A 17,319-nucleotide genomic window follows, 5' to 3' on the forward strand; every position below is an offset into this window, starting at 1 on the left:
ATCGATATTTTGATGCTTATATGCAGAAAGAATTGTCAGCAGGATTGCTTTCCCTTTGTACTTTGGCTTGAGCTTCGAGCTTGTTCAAATGGTCAAGACCTTTTTCCAATTTTTTCAGCCAGGTTCTCATTGATTTGGGAGTTTCAGGTTTCTGTATGCGAAAATCCTTTTCTTTAAAACCAGCTTTTGCTATTAAGTCTTCTTTAATCGGTTGTAGACCAGCTAAGAGGCAAATTTTAGCACTCACAGCACAATTGCGAAGAATCAGGCTATAGTTTTTCTTTTGCTCTACGCTCATCGCTTCTAACACAAGATCGTCATCCAAATAGTACGGTAATCCGCTCGATTTTGTAGGTAGCTCTACAGAATATTCTGCTCCCACCCCTTGAGTTTTCTTATTAGAGTACTCATATTGTTCTTCGCGCTGAATTAAATCAACACCTTGTTTATAGCGAGCTCTTAATCCAGTGGCTTTGCTTATTGTTCTGCCATCGATCAGTTTTTCGCACTCCTGCAAAACGTTCTGGTAGCGGTTAATGTCAGTCATGGCTGCTTGTAATTGATTGTCTATGTCATTGATAGCATCACCATGCGTGACTCCTAACCTTTCTAAGGTAGAGGCCAAGGTTGTTAATTTTTGCCCTATCTCTGTTATTTCAGAGTCAATCGAGCTTAATTGCGCTTGCAGTCTAGTACGTTCCTGAAGTGTTTTATCATCTGGCTTGCGAATATTGGCCATATAATTTAAAGCTAAGGTAATAAATTTTTTATTACTAAGCTTCTCTCTTTGTTGTTTTTCAAGAAGTGTTTGCTGTAGTAAGAGTTCACTTTCTTGTAATGAATATTGCTCTGTTAAGGTTTGTTTTTTCTTGACTAACTCTTCAACGAGTTCTTTTTTCTTGCCAATTTTTTCCTGGCATTGCATTTTCTCTTCCAAAGCAACTTCAAGCTTCTCTGCTTCATAGTAGATTTGCATGTTTTTATTTTTTTCTTGCTGTAGAGGTGAAATGATGCCTTTTTTCTTTAAATTGATACGATGATTAATGTCAGTGATATCTCGTTTTGTGGATTCGCATACCATGTCTTCTTCATGACTATGCATCTCAGATTTTGTTCCTTTACTGGGTGGCGCTAGATGCGCTAAGTGCAAGAGGTCCTGCATAGCACTTGCTGCACTTGGTGTCTGTTCTGGCCAAAAGCTATACGTAAGAATGTTAGCTCTCTCTCTTCTATTCTGCCAAAATTTAAGACTACCTTGCGTAGGTCCTTTTACACTGAGATTTGTTCTTTTTTCACCAACCAGCATCATTGTTTTTTCAACCCTGAAGCCTTCTTGGTTTTTTTCTAATTTATCAAAGGTAGCTGAACCTTCTAATGCTGTAAATGTAAAATTAACATGGCCAGCATTTTCATCGAAAGTCCCAGCAAAAAATGAACCTATAGCACTTTTAATACGCTTGCCAAAAACGTTTGCAGTAGAAAACCATATGTTAACTTTAATCATGAAATACTTCTCTAAATAAAACTACAACCGTCATAACATATCGGATAATTCTTAAGGCAATATTAAGAATCTAGTACAATTTGTAAAAAATATAATAAAATTTATGGGGAACATTATTTCTTTACAGAATGTAGGTATCTTTCTCTTTGTACAATACTTGTTAGCAGCTATTGTTACTAGATAGCATACCAGGGTTGATGGGTAGAATTACCCGGGACATCCCCTAACCTTATTTAAATTTCTTCCTATTCACTGTATCAGGAATTAAAGCATCTGTAATGAGACTGTCAATTGACAACTTCTCCTGCAACCGTTACAAAGAAGGATGAACCTTCTAATAATTAAGTTATGGAATACAAAGATTACTATCAAATTATGGGGCTTGAGCGAAATGCTAGCCCTGAAGATATCAAGCGAGCCTATCGCAAACTTGCGCGCAAGTACCATCCAGATGTGAGCAAGGAAGCAAATGCTGAAGCAAAATTTAAAGAATTAGGCGAGGCATATGAAGTATTAAAAGATCCTGAAAAACGAGCAAAATACGACCAGTATGGTAAATATTGGAAGGAGCAAGGACAAGGCTATAATCCGCAAGCTGGAAGACAGCAATATCAACATTATGAACAAGAAGATATGGCGGGCTTTGAAGATTTCCTAAATAGTATTTTCAAAGAGCGCTTTCATCAAGAGCATGCTTTTTATGATCATGGCCAAGATATTCATGCAAAACTGAATATTACCCTTGAGGAAAGTTACCATGGGGCTGAAAAGACCTTGCAACTGCAAATTCCTGTAACCGATCGCCATGGTAATGTAAGTTATGAAGCTCGTGCGGTGAAGGTAAAAATTCCTAAGGGAATAGTGAATAAACAGCAAATCCGCTTGAAAGGGCAAGGAGGACGAGGCGCGAGTAATCAAGCAGGCGATCTTTATATTGAAATTGATTTTCATCACCATTCCTATTTTCATCTTCATAAAAAGGATATTCATTTGCAGTTACCTATTGCACCGTGGGAAGCTGCTCTTGGTGCAACCATTGCAGTGCCTACTCTTGGAGGAAAGGTTAATTTAAAAATTCCAAAGTTGTCACAATCGGGCAAAAAAATGCGCCTTAAGGGGAGAGGGTTGCCAGGCAATCCACCGGGCGACCAATACATTATTTTGCAGATAGTGATACCGGAAATTGAAAATGAACAAGCCAACAAATTGTATGAGCAACTCGCCGACACTATCAAATTTAATCCTCGAGAAAATTTAGGAGCAAGTAATGGCTAAGGAAAATGAGCAACCTGCCGCTTTGGAATGTGAGGATTGGTTTTATTTATCGTTACGCGAAGTAACCTATTCATTTGGCGTTTCCAAAGAAATCATCCTGGAAATTATTGATGAGGGTATCGTGAATGCTCAAAAAGATGAAAAAAATGAGTGGCTATTTGATAGTGAAGCCATCCGTAATATTCGTACCGTTTTAAGGTTGAATCGAGATTTAGGGGTTAATTTAGCAGGAGCGGGGCTTGCTCTCGAACTGCTGCGAGAAATTGAACATTTACACATGCTGCTTGAACAGAAAGCATAGCAAACAGATATGAAAATTTAATCCATAGAATTTCTAACTGGAATTGCAACTTTCCGACATTACTGCTAAGTTGTCAGGCCGAAGTGGATCATGCGTGATTGCTTGAAATAGGAGAAATAATGAGAAAATACTATCGCATTTTATTAGTTGGTATTGGTTTTATTCTTACGGTTGGTTGCCAACAAACAATTACAGGTGAGAGTATCTTCTCTCCGCGTTCTTCTGACGATGCCATTACTGCTTCCGTGAATCAGGCAATGATGAGAAACAGAATTTTAGTTGATGTTCCGGTTCATGTAGAAACCCATCAAGGTAATGTCATGCTGAGCGGATATGTAAAAACAATTCGCCAAAGTGATACTGCTGGTGATATCGCATTGAAGGTGCCGGGTGTTAAAACGGTCCAAAATAATTTAATTGTGCGTAAATACTAAACCAATAATTGCGTGCTCCCTAAAAGGGGGCATTCAAACGAGTAAAGAACTGCTGTAATTAACTGCCAAACGTAAAGGTATAGACTTCCAGTCCTGCTGTACTCGGAATTACCTCAAGTATTCCTTCAGAAAAGTGTGTAAATGATAATACTTCATAAATTGAATGCTTATTAACAGTGATGGTGCTGTCAATTACATCTGCTCCTTTGTTCGCATTAACTAATTTATTATTTAATAGTACCTTCACTTGAATGGGCTGGGCAGTGGTATTTCCCATAACAATGAAAACTTTGCGAGCTTTAAAATGTATTCTTAATGGGGCGTTATTTTCTGCAGAAATAATTTTATCGGGCGCAATGGTCCAGGCACCCTGTAGGGCCCATGCATTAGGCGGTAGTTGTGCAGGAAAATTATATTGAGTAGTTTTATCATGAATGAGTGTGGGGCTTAAATTTGGGTTCGCTCTCTCATATCCCAAATAAGTTTCTGGTGTTTCAGTAAACGCATAGCGCTCCTCAGTAAACATCGTGGGCATTCCCAGCTCGTTTATATTGAGTAAATATCGAATATTATTTTCGGTGACGTCATAATTCCCTTCACCAAAATGGGTATAGACTACTTCACCATTTTTATTAATCAAATAATGTGCTGGCCAATAATGGTTGTTGTAATTTCGCCACGTTGCAAATTGATTATCAAGGGCTACCGGATAGTTAATGCCGTAACGTTTTACAGCATTTTTAACGTTAGCCAAATTTTTCTCAAAATCAAATTCAGGGGAATGAACACCAATAATAATGAAGCCTTGTTTATTGTATTTCTCATACCATGCTTTCAAATAAGGCAATGTGCGAATGCAATTAATACAAGAGTAAGTCCAAAAATCTATGAGAATAACATGCCCTTTTAAGTCGGACAGTTGTAATGATGGCGAATTAATCCAGGCCGTTATTCCTTCAACAGGCGGGGCTTTATAAGGAATCCATAACCCTTCCTGCAAGGTAGTCGCAGTCCTTATCGTTGTTTGTGCTGTTGTAGTGGATAAAGCGGTCTCTTGATAGATCATATAACTCACAGCAGCAATAATGATGGCCCCTAAAATTTTACGAAAAAGGGAGGCTTTTGTCTTAAAAAAACGAAAGGTTTCAATTATTTTTATGCCATACAGGGCAATAATTAACATCGGTATTGCAGCACCTAAGGCAAAACTAAGTAACGTAAAGAAACTTATGATTGTCGTTTTTTGTAAAACCGTTTGTACAATGACTGCTGCTAAAATAGGCCCTGCACAAGGAGTCCAGATAATTGCAATTAGACTTCCTAAAAAAATACCACTAACAAACCCTCCTTGGGGATTATTGGCTCGCGATAAATTTGCGCCTGTTCCTATAATGCGTTGCACGAAGTAACTGAATTTTTCGCTTAAATACGTAGACAGCATGACTATGCCAAGTAATAAAAGAATGCCATAGGAAATATGACGGATTAGATTAATGTCGATTCCAGAATATTGGACCAGCTGGCGTGAAAAAAAAGCAAATAAACTAAAACTGATTACAAATCCCGTAATAATACCAAAGGGCCGTTTCTTGCTCCCACTTAGAGAGCCGGCGAGAACAATAGGTAAGATAGGAAGTATGCAGGGAGAAAGGATTAAGGCAAAGCCTTCAAAAAATGCTAAAATAACATCGAGAAAATCCACCTGCATGACTTTAAAATCCTTTTGTATGGATACTTAGTTTAGGTGTGCTTAAATAAGTCATAGAAACCCTGTGATTTATGTAAAATAAAAACTTAGAAATTAAGGTTTCTTTTTAGCAACGATTTTAAAGTTAACCTTCACCTCATCTTTAATCTCATCCGTACTCGCCCACTCGCCTTGGCCAACACCAAAAACGCTGCGTTTTAAAGTTGCTTCGCCTTCAACGAGCGCTTTATCAGCCGAGGTTTGATTCGCAGTGAATATTAATTTTACTGGTGCTGTTTTATCCCGGATTGTCAGGGTTCCGTTAGCTTCGTAGTTTTTGTCGCCAGTTTTATTAAAATTCGATGCTTTAAATTCAGCAGTAGGAAAACGGTTGATATCAAACCAGTCAGAAGTAATTAATGTTTCTTTTATATCAGTATAGGAAGTTGAAAGGGATGTCATGTCCACAATAATGTCAATGCTGCTTTTCTTGTAGTCATCGGGATCGACTAAAATTTTTCCTGAAAATTTTTTAAACTCACCTGAGGCTGGCGCATTATTCTGAGTGCCGGTAAAGCGCAGTGTGCTTTCATTAGGAATAATTTCCCACTCTGTAAGAGCAGCATGAATGATTGAAGTGATGATTAAACAGAATAAGATTAGTGTATTTTTAAAAATTTTCGTACTCATGAAATCATTCTCCGGAGAATATCATCTTTATTGATAAAATGATGCTGCAAAGCTGCTGCGGTATGAAGCCCTATAAGACCAATTAAACCATAGGCTAACCAGGCATGTAATTCTTGAAACACGATTCGCAATTCTTCGCTCGGTGCTACGAGGTTAGGTAAAGTAATCAGTCCAAAAAAAGAAGCAGGTAGTCCTGCTGCGGAAGTTATTAACCATCCAGTAATTGGCAGAGCAAACATCAATCCATAAAAAGTCCAATGAACAGCACGTGCCGCAAATTTTTCCCAGGCAGGGAGTGATAAATTGGGGGGCACATTGATTAGGCGCCATAGTAGTCTAAGCATGGCAAGGCCTAAAACCAGGAAACCATATTCTTTATGCCAACCATAAAGCTTAAGTTTCTGCAAACTGATAGGCAGTGTAACCATATAAAGGCCCAGTATAACAAGCCCAATCATCAGCAGTGCTATTAGCCAGTGGAAACTAATGCTAATTAACCCATAATGGTTTTCACTATTTTTTAGCCGCATTATTATCTTCTGGTTTTGTTTTGGCTGCATCGTCTGCTTTATAAGCTTCTGCCTCAATTTCTATTTTTACTTCATCACCTACATTGGGTAAAAAGGCATTTAAGCCAAAATCTGAACGTTTTATCGTGGTGGTAGCACTGAAACCTGCAGTCATGCGCTCATTCACTGGATTTTTACCAGCTTTATTAAAGACAACATCCAGAGTTACTGGTTTTGAAACACCACGCAAGGTAAGGGTGCCATGTACTTTAGCTGAGTTTTTTGAAAGAACATCTACTTTATTGCTTACAAAGGTTGCTGTGGGAAAGCGTGCGGCATCAAAAAAAAGTTTTGCTTTTAAATGCTTATCTAACTCAGGTATGCCTGTGATGAGGTCTGCAACGTTAACGGTGGCCTTAACCTGACTATTTTCGGGCTTATCTTTATCTAAAATGAGTGTCCCATTGACATACCATTTTCCAGATTGTGTTGAAAAACCCAGATGTTTCACATGCCAGAGAACATAACTGTGTTCATTGTCAAGCGTGAGAGTTTCTGCCGCAAAAAGTGGAAAAGAAGCCGGTAGTAGCAACGAGCATAGTAGCAAAGCATTTTTCAGACTTCGTATCATTCGTTAACTCCTTTTAATTAAATGAACTTGAAAATGTTATTAATCAAACCCCTGATTGTAGGATGTAATATTAATCTCATTCTGCTCTTTCAGCTAGTTCTATTTTTTTTACATCTGAAATAAAGACCAAGGTTTGCTGCAGTATCTAGAATAATTGCCTCCAGCATGTGTTTAAAAAAAATTAATTTTGTGTTATTATCGTCCACGATTTTTCAAATGTAGGATAATTTATGAGCTTACCAATTCTAGGCACTACTGCAAAAATAGTATCAAAAAAAATATTTGAGGATTCAAAAAAACCTATGCCTTCCTTTTTTTTCAAGCCTTTTACGAGTTCTGGAAATGGTGTTATTAGAACAACATCAATTATTTCAGATCTTCCAATATTAGGAATAACTTCTGCTGTAGTAGCATTAATGGCGGGAGTTGAATTTTTAAAGGCTATTGGAAATTTGGTTACTGGGAATGTTAAAATTTCTTTAGAAAATCTGAAAGGGACAGGTGCAATGCTACTTATTTCAGCTGTTATTGCTGTTGCAGCCCTGTTTAGTCCAATCATTAATACCATTGATCTAATTGGTGGCGTGATAAATAGTGCACCGGCATGTTGTGTATGTTCTGATGAACAGCGTTCTCCGCAATTAATCTAATTCTTCTTCATAAGCAATACGAAATCTATTCCTTAGCCTTGATTACGCTTTCTCACATCAGGCTAGGAAAGATTCTCATGCCCAAGTTTAATCCGCTGCAATTGTTATTGCTGTTCAGACGAGGATTGTTTATTTTCCGCAGTTAAACTTCCCCCTACAAGCCTGTTGCATACACCTTTAGGAAGAAAAATGTAGGCATCTGCTTGATTATCTTTAGTTGATGAACTGGCGCACGAAGAGGTAGCTGTTGCACAATCGTTCATGCCCGCTTTAACAACGCCATAACATTTTTCAGTTTCTTGGGGTGATGATTGTTGACTGGCAAGGACGGGATTTGCGGTTATAAGCGTTAAGAAAGCGGTGATAGCTGAAGCAACAAGTATGTCCTTTTGTTTCATCAATGACTCCTTATTAAAGTTTAATTTTTGCTATTAATCCTGATTGTATCCAACTTTTTAATAATGAAGCTGCCTGTAAGCCAACTTCTTCCTCGCTAAACCATTCACATAGGCCGGCACAAATTTCACCAAAACTTGCACCTTGAAGCATCGCATTTATAGCCCATGCTTCATCTTCAGTTAAAGAATAAAAACGACTTAGATAATTACTTCGCCAGATTACCCAACTGACTGACTTTGTATTTTCTATCAAGTTTTCTGGTTGTTGTTCGTTGGCAACCGCTTGCCATATAGGAACGATATTCCAATAGAAATGAACTTGCTGTAGAGATGGGTGTGGGGTGAAAGTCATATTCGCCCAGCAATCAGGTGAAATTGCCGCCATCTCTTCGATGGTTAGCACGGGTGCATCTGCAGCATCAAAAGCCAGGGTTAACCCCCACTCAAATTCTGCAAGCTCGGCCAGAGCATGTTTCTCCTGGGTCTTTAAATAATGACTAAAATTGTCACCAAACCATCGAATAGAACGGTAGGAGGAGGGATTTTTTTCCAGATAATCATTACCCATTTCATAAAAGGACTCTGAGCCGACATAGTTTTTAAAGACAGGATAATTATTGGCCAAACATTCTAATAATCTAGTACGATAGGCATCAAGATAAATATTTAAACGAAGAGTGGCGGGTATTTTTTCAGAATCGACTATGCCTTGTTTAATATTGGATTGACCATTAAGTAAATAGTTCTGAAACTGTTCTTGTAAGTCGAGTAACTTATTCATAATGCTAACTCGTTAGCAAAAGTTTTATTAACAATGTTTTTGGCTGTTTCGAGTTCGTCTAACAATTCTGCTAATGGCGGAATCTTATCGTCCCGTTCTATCATGGTGGAGATGGGCCCCAATCGTTTTATTGTTTCTGCATATAAATCCCAAACAGGTTGGATTACAGGCGCGTCATGTGTATCAATAATATAATTGCCATAATCAGAATGACCAGCCAAATGAATTTGAGCAATACGATGGGCAGGTACTGTATTAATATAATCCATCGCATTAAAATCATGGTTTACAGAGCTGACATAGATGTTATTAACATCAAATAATAAGTAACAATCGGCGCGATTAGCTATTTCGGAGATAAATTCCCACTCACTCATTTCTGAATCTTTGTAACTTAAATAACTTGATACATTTTCAATCAAGATTTGTCGTCCCAAATAATCTTGAATCGTATCAATACGCGCAACAATATGTTTAATTGCTTCCATGGTATAGGGGACAGGAAGCAGATCATGCATATTTAGGCCTTTAATTCCGGTCCAGCATAAATGATCAGAAATCCATTGCGGTTCTACACGCCTCGCTAAATCTTTTAATTGCTTTAAATAATCCCAGTCAAGAGGATCTGAGCTACCAATAGATAAAGAAACTCCATGCATGACAATAGGATAGTCCTGACGAATTTTATCCAAAAAATACAATGGCTTTCCGCCAGGGATTAAATAATTTTCTGTAATTATTTCAAGCCAGTCTAAGGCCGGTTTTTGCTTTAAAATTTCCTCATAATGCTCAGTTCTTAATCCAAGACCAAAACCAAGATAAGGTAAATTATGTTTTTTGTGAGAAATCATTATTTAGACTTAATATAATAAGCTAGGTTATATAAACCTAGCTTATTATTTCAATATTATTGAGAAGAACTGTCAGAATTATTGTCGCTGCTGCTGTTGTTATTATTGTTGTTGCTGTCTGATGCATCCACAACAGTACCACCAGCTTTTTGACATTCTTCTTTAGTCATGTTGCTGATACCTTGACCTTTGCAAGAGTTTTGTCCTTTGCAAGCGTTAGTTGCAGTTTTGCAAGCGCTTTGACCTTTACAAGCATTAACACCTTTACATTGAACGGTCTGGGCATCAGAAGCAGAAGAAGCGAATACTGGAGCCATAGAAAACATTGCAGCCGCACCAACAGCCAATGCTGCACCTGTCAATTTGATTTTGTTCATAACAATTCCTTCGTTAATAGATTCAATCTTGAACCATTAAAAGTGATTAATGGTGCCTATCTCAGCAGGAATAGTGTAGAGATAGTAAAATAAAACTGTCAAGTTCCCACAGGGTAAAAATTTATTTGTTATCAAAATAGTTATCGGAAAAACATAATAATTGCCTATGTTTATTGTTAGTAAAACATTTATCTAAAGTGATTCTTCTAGCACAGTTTCATCAATGCAAAATATAGCGTACCAGATTATTATTCATAAGCAGCAAGCGCTTTGTGTACTGCTGGGCGTTGACCAATAATTTGATACCATTCTATTAAATGCGGAAATTTTTTCTCATTTAAAGGCGTTTGATAGAAGTTTTCATAGCAATATAGCCAAGGCCAAATTGCAATATCGGCAATAGTGTAATCATTGCCAGCCATATAGGTGTGTCGAACGAGCTCTTTATCCATTACTGCCATTAAGCGAGCGACCTCTTCAGCATAGCGATTTTTTGCATAAGGCACTTGCTCGGGAGCATAACGATGGAAGTGGCCATATTGTCCAAACATCGGTCCAATGTGTGCCGCTTGAAAGAAGCACCATTGGAGAACATGAAATTTATATTTAAATTCCTGCGGTAAAAATTGTTGATGTTTTTCGGCTAAGTATTGAAGAATAGCCACACTTTCAAACAGGTGAAAATTATTTTCAGCGTCATAAATGACGGGAATTTTATTGTTAGGAGAGATTCGTAAAAACTCTGGTGCAAATTGTTCACCCTCCTGAATATTAATTAATTTAATCTCGTAAGAAACATGGAGTTCTTCAAGCAGAATGGTTGGTTTAATTCCATTTGGTGTTTTAAATGAGTACAGAGTGTACATAAGCGCGCTCCTTGAACAATTGCTAAAAACAGGTCCATTTGTGTTACTAGATAGAGTGTGGTTGGATCCATCCCATACTAAATGCGAGAAATAAAAATAAAAATAAAAGTAAGGATAAACCTATACGCCAGGTTAAGGCTTTTACTGTACGTTTGGTTTTACCTTCATCGCGGACTAAAAAAACAAGACTGCTGCCTAAAGCAGCTAAAATAATCAGCATTACAATAAGGATGATAGCCTTGGTGAACATTTGTTATACTCCACATTTTTAAGAATTTAATTGACCATTGACTTTGTGCTGCAAAATGCTCCGACTGACCCAAGTACTTGATTTAGTCAAATAGACTGACTGTTCACTGTATTCAAGTTAAAATTTGTCCAAGTCGATTCAAAAAAGCTAATGTCAACCACTCTAGAGTTCAGATCGAACTTTTTTGATTTAGAAGGAATAAAAATAGTGAGTTTAACCTGTTTTAACCGTTGTTTCACGTTTAATTGGAAAATGGCTATTTTGACTGGCTTAGCCTTTATATTTTTTGTTCGCCTGGGATTTTGGCAGTTGCATCGAGCTGATGAAAAAAAACAAATGCTATCCGCCCAAGCCACATTTGCAAATACAGCACCCGTATTTTGGAATCCTACCATGACAATGCCTGCGCAATATCAACGTATTGCATTAAAAGGGCGCTTTCTAGCAGAAAATATATTACTAGATAATCAGCATTATCAGCACGAATTTGGTTATAATGTGCTCACGCCATTACAATTATCATCTGGAAAAATTGTATTGGTTGATCGAGGATGGGTTTCTGGTGACATTACCAGACAAAAATTTCCTGAACCCGATATTACGGATGAAGCACTTTCTTTAACCGGTAGTGCTTATTATCCATCAGAAAAAAGTTGGATTTTAGGGCCGGCATTTGAGAAAAAACAACCTCATGTGACATTAATTGAGAATATTGATACAAAATTAGTTAGCCAACTTTTGCATAAACCCGTCTATCCGTTTATTATTCGCCTCGATAAAGAAATGACCCAGGGTTATATCCGTGAATGGCCTGTAGTAACGATGCCTCCTGAGCGTCATCAAGCCTATGCGTTGCAATGGTTTGCTATGGCTTGTGTAGTTTTAATCCTGTTTATTGCATTAAATTTGAAAAAAATGAATGAAAATGGCAAAGCGTAATTCTCTTATTTTATTGTTGTTGATGCTGGTTTTTGCTGCTCCGGGCTCCATTGCCTATCTATGCTATACACATCCGCAATGGCTTGGAACGGCAACCACTAATCGCGGTGCCCTGCTAACACCACCTGTTCAATTTGTTAAAATGAATGCAAATGGTAAGTGGCGTTTGATTCTTTGGAATCCTGGTAATTGCAGCAAACGTTGTCTTCAACAACTTGATAAACTGGCGCGCATTCGTCTTGCCTTAGGCAGACGTTTATATGACGTGGAACAATGGTTAATCGTTGATAATAAGACGACAACATTACCACCATCATTGATGAATTTACTTAAGGAGCAGGACATCCGAATGCTACGGTTACCTGAAGCCTATACCCAGCCCAAGGTACTTACAACAGAATCTCAAGTGTTTATTGCTAATCCTTCTGATTACCTTATTTTAAAATATGCTTTGGATGCGAAATCTGATGCAATATTTCATGATATTAAACACTTATTAAGTGTGGAACGAAAAAATGGTTGAGCGCATGCAATTTAAATCGATACGTTGGGCAACAACTATTGCGGTAATTTTAGCTCTATTTGTAGTCATGTTGGGTGCCTATACACGTCTTACAGATGCAGGCCTGGGATGTCCTGATTGGCCAGGATGTTATGGTCATATGGTTTTGCCTAATGGGCAAAACGAACTCCATTCAGCTCAAAGCAAATATCCACAAATACCTATTGAAGCAGGTAAGGCCTGGACAGAAATGGCACATCGCTATGCTGCAGGTACGCTTGCCATGCTTATTTTTTTTATCGTAACGAGTGTGTTATGGCGACGTATCCAAGGTGTGAAATTGCCTTGGCAATTACCCCTGGCTTTAATAATTTTAGTCTTATTCCAGGCTGCCTTAGGCATGTGGACAGTGACTCTGAAATTGTTGCCTGTTGTTGTAATGGGGCATTTATTGGGTGGAATAATCATTTTCTCTTGCTTGAGCTGTATGCGGTTGCAATGGAGTACTGTTACGCCAACTTATTTGCCACACTGGCGTGTTTGGATTGGGCTTGGTGCTTTAATTGTATTCTTGCAGATTGCTTTAGGGGGATGGGTTAGCTCAAATTATGCTGGGATTGCCTGCGTTGGTTTTCCCCAATGTAATGGCCAGTGGTTGCCTACACTTCATTTTTCCCAGGGATTTAATCTATTTTCTCCAGTCGGAGAAAATTATCAGGGCGGGCTTCTTGATAATGATATCAGAATGACTATCCAGTATATCCACCGATTAGGTGCCATAATTACTGCCCTTTATGTGTTTGTATTGTCTTTTCTTTGTCTCATTAAAAGCGAGAGAAAGAGCTTACGTTATTTTGCTTTATTGGCCATAGCACTTTTGATAACTCAGTTTAGTCTAGGGGTGGCCAATGTAGTGTATTTGCTGCCATTATGGGTTGCAGTTGCCCACAATGGAGTTGCCGCATTACTACTGGCAACACTACTGATGATGTTATACCTCACCCAAGGGAGAGCTTCTGATGCGTGCTAAAACTGAATCCAGGATAAATGTAAATTGGCGCGATTACATGGAGCTTTGTAAACCTCGCGTAGTTGCCCTTATGCTTTTAACAGTGATAGTGGGCATGTATTTAAGTACTCCGGATTGGGTACCTTTAGCGACACTAATTACTACGTTAATGGGTATAGGATGCTGTGCTGGCAGTGCTGCGGCTATTAATCATTTAGTCGATAAGCGTATTGATGCCATCATGGCAAGAACTAGTAAGCGACCTGTAGCTCAAGGGCGGGTATCTGTAAAGCAAGCCCTCTATTTTGCTGGCATAATAGGAATTGTAGGGCTTTTAATTTTAATATTCTTTGTCAATAGTCTGACGGCGCTTCTTACGTTTATTACCCTCATTGGTTATGCGGGGGTTTATACAGGTTATTTAAAACGGGCGACACCACAAAATATTGTTATTGGCGGATTAGCTGGTGCGGCACCACCTTTGCTTGGGTGGACTGCAGTGACTAATCAACTCGACCCACAGGCATTACTCCTGGTATTAATTATCTTTACCTGGACTCCTCCTCATTTTTGGGCGTTGGCTATTTATCGCTTTGAGGATTATAGGCATGCAGAAATCCCCATGTTACCGGTTACGCATGGAATTGCATTTACTAAATTGAATATCCTTTTGTATACTATTTTGCTGCTAGTCGTGAGTGTATTGCCCTTTGTTGTGGGCATGAGTAATTGGCTATATCTCACTGGCGCTGTGTTATTGGGATTGCGCTTCTTATATTGGGCTATAGTTTTATTCCGTTCTGAACAACCTATTGTGGCAATGCGTACATTCCGGTTTTCTATTGTTTATCTGATGATGTTATTTGTCTTTCTATTAATTGATCATTATATCTAAGGGGAGAAAATGTCTGCCAAAATAAATCGTAAATGGCTGGTAGTAGGGAGTTTTCTCGGCTTGGTAGCTATCCTAAGCGGCGTCTTAATCGCTCAGCATTTAACCATGGGAAAGAAAATTGATCCCTCACAATTTAATGGAACGTTGCTAGAAGCACCACGGGAAATAAATGAGTTTGTTTTGACTGGTATTGATGACCAACCCTTCAATAATGTGAGTTTGCAAGGACAATGGACATTGGTTTTTTTTGGTTTTACCAATTGTGGTTATTTATGTCCAACAACCATGGCGGAATTGGCCAAGATGTACCATATTCTTGAAGAAGAAAATATCAAACCTTTGCCCAGGATAGTTATGATTTCTATTGATCCAGATAGAGACAGTTTAGAGAAGCTTAATCATTATGTTAAGGCTTTTGATCCTCATTTCTATGGGGCGAGAGGATCTGAGGATATCGTGAAAAAAATGACTCACGAGATGGGTATTGCTTACGCGAAGGTAGCAATTCCTAATGCGAAAGATCCTAATAATTATGATGTACAGCATAGTGGGGCTGTTATGCTTTTTAATCCTCAAGGTGAACTTAATGCATTTTTCACCACTCCCCACCAAGCGAGTCTTTTAGCAAAAGATTACCAGCTTTTAGTTTCTTAAAGCAGGTATTAAAAAAGTGTCAGTAATACCCGAAGTTGATTTCGGGTATTTTCATCTCACAAGACATCGCTAACAAGATTTTTCCAAGTTTGCACACAAGGTTTAAATTTTGAGCTAGGCTTTTCTTATTAAGTATAAAAAATAATAAAACAAGGAAACTTTGATCCATGAAAATTGCTATTTTATCTACCAATCCTCAGTTGTACTCACATCAGCGCTTAAGAGCTGCTGGCGAGGAGGCAGGTCATGAGATCAGTGTTATTAATCCACTTTATTGTTATATGAATGTGGCAACCTCCAATCCTCAAGTCCATTATCGCGGCGGTGAGGCATTGCCAAAATATGATGCAGTCATTCCGCGTATAGGCGCATCACTCACTTTTTATGGAACTGCTTTGCTTAGACATATGGAAACAATGGGGATGTATACGCTTAATGAGTCAATAGCCATATCGCGCTCACGCGACAAGTTTCGGGCATTGCAACTTTTGGCACGTAAAGGTATTCCTATGCCTAGAACAAGCTTTGCTTTATCGCCCGGAGATACTGAGGATCTAATTCGTATGGTTGGAGGAGCCCCTCTTGTTATTAAGCTATTAGAAGGAACTCAGGGAAAGGGTGTTATTTTGGCAGATAGCCATCAATCAGCAGTTAGTATTATTAATGCTTTTAAAGAAATGTCGACCAACATCCTTGTGCAGGAATTTATTGAAGAATCTCGCGGCACTGATATCCGCTGTTTTGTAATTGGAGATAAAGTTGTTGCTGCAATAAAGCGTCAAGCCAAAGAAGGGGAGTTTCGTGCAAATGTACATCAAGGTGGAAGGGCATTAAAAGTAAAATTATCTCCTCAAGAAAGAGCCATTGCGGTTGCTGCTGCAAAAACGATGGGTCTAAAAGTGGCCGGCGTGGATTTAATTCGTTCTAACCATGGTCCTTTAGTGCTGGAAATTAATTCATCTCCGGGCTTAGAAGGCATTGAGAAAGCAACTCATGTCAATATTGCTAGTAAAATTATTCAATATATAGAAAAACATGCTAAACCTAAAAGTATTAATCAAAGGTTCCAAGGATGAAAAAGAAAGCAAGAGCATCTATTGTTATTGCTGATGAAACTATTAAAGCTGGTCAGGCGCGTTGTGTAAAGCTTGAGCTTGCTATGCTGTACACGTCAACGCCGATTGAAATTCCCGTATATGTGTTCCATGGAAAGAAAGAAGGACCTATTCTATTTGTTACGGCAGCTATTCACGGGGATGAAATCAATGGCGTTGAAATTATCCGTCGTCTCCATCATGCTCCTCAAATCAAACGTTTACGAGGCACTCTGATTACTATCCCTGTGGTAAATGTTTATGGCTTTTTCCTTCATTCACGTTATTTACCAGACAGGCGGGATTTGAACCGGCAATTTCCGGGACATGAAAAAGGATCTATGGCCTCCAAATTGGCAAACCTCATTATGAAAGAAATTGTAGCGAAATCTAGCCATGGTATTGATTTGCATACAGGGGCTATTCATCGTTCAAACTACCCACAAACGCGCTTTAGTCATCAATGTGCGCAGTCCTCAACATTAGCAGAGGCTTTTAATGCGCCTATTATGGTTGCGGCCAATTTACGAGATGGCTCATTACGTGAAGCGACAGATAATTTAGATATTCCAATGATTATCTATGAAGGAGGAGAAGCATTACGTTTTGATGAGCTTGCGATAAGGATTGGCGTGCGTGGTATATTAAATGTGATGACTTATTTAGAAATGTTTCCTCCCTCACAAAGGAAATTAAGAAAAAAACGTGGGTTTATTTCAGCAATTGCTGAATCAACGTTTTGGATACGTGCTGTTGAAAGTGGTGTCATGATTAACAGCAAAGCATTGGGTGCAAAAGTTAATAAAGGGGAAATGCTCTGTAAAATTGTCGATCCACTTGGCGATAATGAAATTAAAATAAAATCCCCCTGTGAAGGTGTGATCATAGGTAAAACAAATATTCCTTTAGTGAATGAAGGAGATGCTATTTTTCATATTGCTGTATTTGAGAATTTGGATAATCTTCAATTGCCTGCTGAAGATATTGAAGATTGGGATTAGCTCAATAATCAAAATTGATTT

General features: G+C 38.4%; 22 protein-coding genes. 11 read left to right on the forward strand and 11 right to left on the reverse strand.

What is annotated here, in order from left to right; translation table 11 throughout:
• Positions 1-16: 16 nt before the first annotated feature.
• Entirely contained in the window at positions 17-1,504 is a 1,488-nt protein-coding gene (locus PXX05_RS02020) for a hypothetical protein (protein WP_275089386.1), read from the reverse strand.
• Between the two features lie 348 nt (positions 1,505-1,852).
• On the opposite strand from PXX05_RS02020, the gene PXX05_RS02025 reads away from it, so the two are divergent.
• The 3 genes from PXX05_RS02025 to PXX05_RS02035 all read left to right on the forward strand — a co-directional run bounded on the left by PXX05_RS02025 (position 1,853) and on the right by PXX05_RS02035 (position 3,514).
• Positions 1,853-2,779, forward strand: a complete 927-nt coding sequence (locus PXX05_RS02025) for a DnaJ C-terminal domain-containing protein (protein WP_275089387.1) — start codon at positions 1,853-1,855, stop codon at positions 2,777-2,779.
• Positions 2,772-3,080 carry a chaperone modulator CbpM gene (locus PXX05_RS02030; RefSeq protein WP_275089388.1) on the forward strand — a complete coding sequence of 103 codons (309 nt, stop codon included), beginning with the start codon at positions 2,772-2,774 and terminating at the stop codon, positions 3,078-3,080. The genes PXX05_RS02025 and PXX05_RS02030 overlap by 8 nt, the downstream gene beginning before the upstream one ends.
• Before the next feature lie 119 nt (positions 3,081-3,199).
• Positions 3,200-3,514: a BON domain-containing protein gene (locus PXX05_RS02035; protein ID WP_275089389.1), complete on the forward strand. Its 315-nt coding sequence runs from the start codon at positions 3,200-3,202 to the stop codon at positions 3,512-3,514.
• A 58-nt stretch (positions 3,515-3,572) separates the two neighbouring features.
• Here the strand turns inward: PXX05_RS02035 and PXX05_RS02040 are convergent, their stop codons facing one another.
• The 4 genes from PXX05_RS02040 to PXX05_RS02055 form a co-directional block, all read right to left on the reverse strand.
• The gene (locus PXX05_RS02040) at positions 3,573-5,222 is read right to left on the reverse strand and encodes a cytochrome c biogenesis protein DipZ (protein ID WP_275089390.1); all 1,650 of its coding nucleotides are present in this window, start codon (positions 5,220-5,222) and stop codon (positions 3,573-3,575) included.
• A 93-nt stretch (positions 5,223-5,315) separates the two neighbouring features.
• Entirely contained in the window at positions 5,316-5,891 is a 576-nt protein-coding gene (locus tag PXX05_RS02045; protein ID WP_275089391.1) for a YceI family protein, read from the reverse strand.
• Entirely contained in the window at positions 5,888-6,421 is a 534-nt protein-coding gene (locus tag PXX05_RS02050) for a cytochrome b (protein ID WP_275089392.1), read from the reverse strand. The genes PXX05_RS02045 and PXX05_RS02050 overlap by 4 nt, the downstream gene beginning before the upstream one ends.
• A complete protein-coding gene (locus tag PXX05_RS02055) occupies positions 6,405-7,031 on the reverse strand; it encodes a YceI family protein (protein WP_275089393.1) in 627 nt (208 codons plus the stop codon). Before PXX05_RS02055 ends, PXX05_RS02050 begins: the two co-directional genes overlap by 17 nt.
• A gap of 230 nt (positions 7,032-7,261) precedes the next feature.
• On the opposite strand from PXX05_RS02055, the gene PXX05_RS02060 reads away from it, so the two are divergent.
• Positions 7,262-7,681 carry a hypothetical protein gene (locus PXX05_RS02060; protein ID WP_275089394.1) on the forward strand — a complete coding sequence of 140 codons (420 nt, stop codon included), beginning with the start codon at positions 7,262-7,264 and terminating at the stop codon, positions 7,679-7,681.
• Positions 7,682-7,785: 104 nt separating this feature from the next.
• On the opposite strand, the gene bufA1 is transcribed toward PXX05_RS02060, so the two are convergent.
• From bufA1 to PXX05_RS02090, 6 genes are all read right to left on the reverse strand, one after another.
• Positions 7,786-8,079: a BufA1 family periplasmic bufferin-type metallophore gene (bufA1, locus tag PXX05_RS02065; RefSeq protein ID WP_275089395.1), complete on the reverse strand. Its 294-nt coding sequence runs from the start codon at positions 8,077-8,079 to the stop codon at positions 7,786-7,788.
• A gap of 13 nt (positions 8,080-8,092) precedes the next feature.
• Positions 8,093-8,860 carry an HvfC/BufC N-terminal domain-containing protein gene (locus PXX05_RS02070; RefSeq protein WP_275089396.1) on the reverse strand — a complete coding sequence of 256 codons (768 nt, stop codon included), beginning with the start codon at positions 8,858-8,860 and terminating at the stop codon, positions 8,093-8,095.
• Positions 8,857-9,711, reverse strand: a complete 855-nt coding sequence (bufB, locus tag PXX05_RS02075) for an MNIO family bufferin maturase (protein WP_275089397.1) — start codon at positions 9,709-9,711, stop codon at positions 8,857-8,859. Before bufB ends, PXX05_RS02070 begins: the two co-directional genes overlap by 4 nt.
• A gap of 56 nt (positions 9,712-9,767) precedes the next feature.
• Positions 9,768-10,088 carry a BufA2 family periplasmic bufferin-type metallophore gene (gene bufA2 / locus PXX05_RS02080; protein WP_275089398.1) on the reverse strand — a complete coding sequence of 107 codons (321 nt, stop codon included), beginning with the start codon at positions 10,086-10,088 and terminating at the stop codon, positions 9,768-9,770.
• Positions 10,089-10,336: 248 nt separating this feature from the next.
• The gene (locus tag PXX05_RS02085) at positions 10,337-10,954 is read right to left on the reverse strand and encodes a glutathione binding-like protein (protein ID WP_275089399.1); all 618 of its coding nucleotides are present in this window, start codon (positions 10,952-10,954) and stop codon (positions 10,337-10,339) included.
• Positions 10,955-11,000: 46 nt separating this feature from the next.
• A complete protein-coding gene (locus PXX05_RS02090) occupies positions 11,001-11,204 on the reverse strand; it encodes a twin transmembrane helix small protein (protein ID WP_275089400.1) in 204 nt (67 codons plus the stop codon).
• 207 nt (positions 11,205-11,411) lie between these two features.
• Here PXX05_RS02090 and PXX05_RS02095 point away from each other — a divergent pair, with 207 nt between their 5' ends.
• From PXX05_RS02095 to PXX05_RS02125, 7 genes are all read left to right on the forward strand, one after another.
• Positions 11,412-12,143, forward strand: a complete 732-nt coding sequence (locus PXX05_RS02095; RefSeq protein WP_476737578.1) for an SURF1 family protein — start codon at positions 11,412-11,414, stop codon at positions 12,141-12,143.
• The gene (locus PXX05_RS02100; RefSeq protein WP_275089401.1) at positions 12,130-12,666 is read left to right on the forward strand and encodes a hypothetical protein; all 537 of its coding nucleotides are present in this window, start codon (positions 12,130-12,132) and stop codon (positions 12,664-12,666) included. The genes PXX05_RS02095 and PXX05_RS02100 overlap by 14 nt, the downstream gene beginning before the upstream one ends.
• A gap of 4 nt (positions 12,667-12,670) precedes the next feature.
• Complete coding sequence (locus tag PXX05_RS02105) at positions 12,671-13,675, forward strand: COX15/CtaA family protein (RefSeq protein ID WP_275090447.1); 1,005 nt, start codon at positions 12,671-12,673, stop codon at positions 13,673-13,675.
• Positions 13,665-14,549, forward strand: coding sequence for a heme o synthase (gene cyoE, locus PXX05_RS02110; RefSeq protein ID WP_275089402.1), 885 nt, complete (start codon positions 13,665-13,667; stop codon positions 14,547-14,549). The genes PXX05_RS02105 and cyoE overlap by 11 nt, the downstream gene beginning before the upstream one ends.
• Positions 14,550-14,558: 9 nt before the next feature.
• On the forward strand, positions 14,559-15,203 hold the full coding sequence (locus PXX05_RS02115; RefSeq protein WP_275089403.1) for an SCO family protein: 645 nt from the start codon (positions 14,559-14,561) through the stop codon (positions 15,201-15,203).
• Between the two features lie 167 nt (positions 15,204-15,370).
• Positions 15,371-16,279 (forward strand): 30S ribosomal protein S6--L-glutamate ligase, encoded by a 909-nt coding sequence (gene rimK / locus PXX05_RS02120; protein WP_275089404.1) that lies wholly within the window; start codon positions 15,371-15,373, stop codon positions 16,277-16,279.
• Positions 16,276-17,298: a succinylglutamate desuccinylase/aspartoacylase family protein gene (locus PXX05_RS02125; protein WP_275089405.1), complete on the forward strand. Its 1,023-nt coding sequence runs from the start codon at positions 16,276-16,278 to the stop codon at positions 17,296-17,298. Before rimK ends, PXX05_RS02125 begins: the two co-directional genes overlap by 4 nt.
• The last annotated feature ends 21 nt before the right edge of the window (positions 17,299-17,319 follow it).

Origin of the sequence: Legionella cardiaca, from assembly GCF_029026145.1 — a bacterium.
Classification (GTDB): domain Bacteria; phylum Pseudomonadota; class Gammaproteobacteria; order Legionellales; family Legionellaceae; genus Tatlockia; species Tatlockia cardiaca.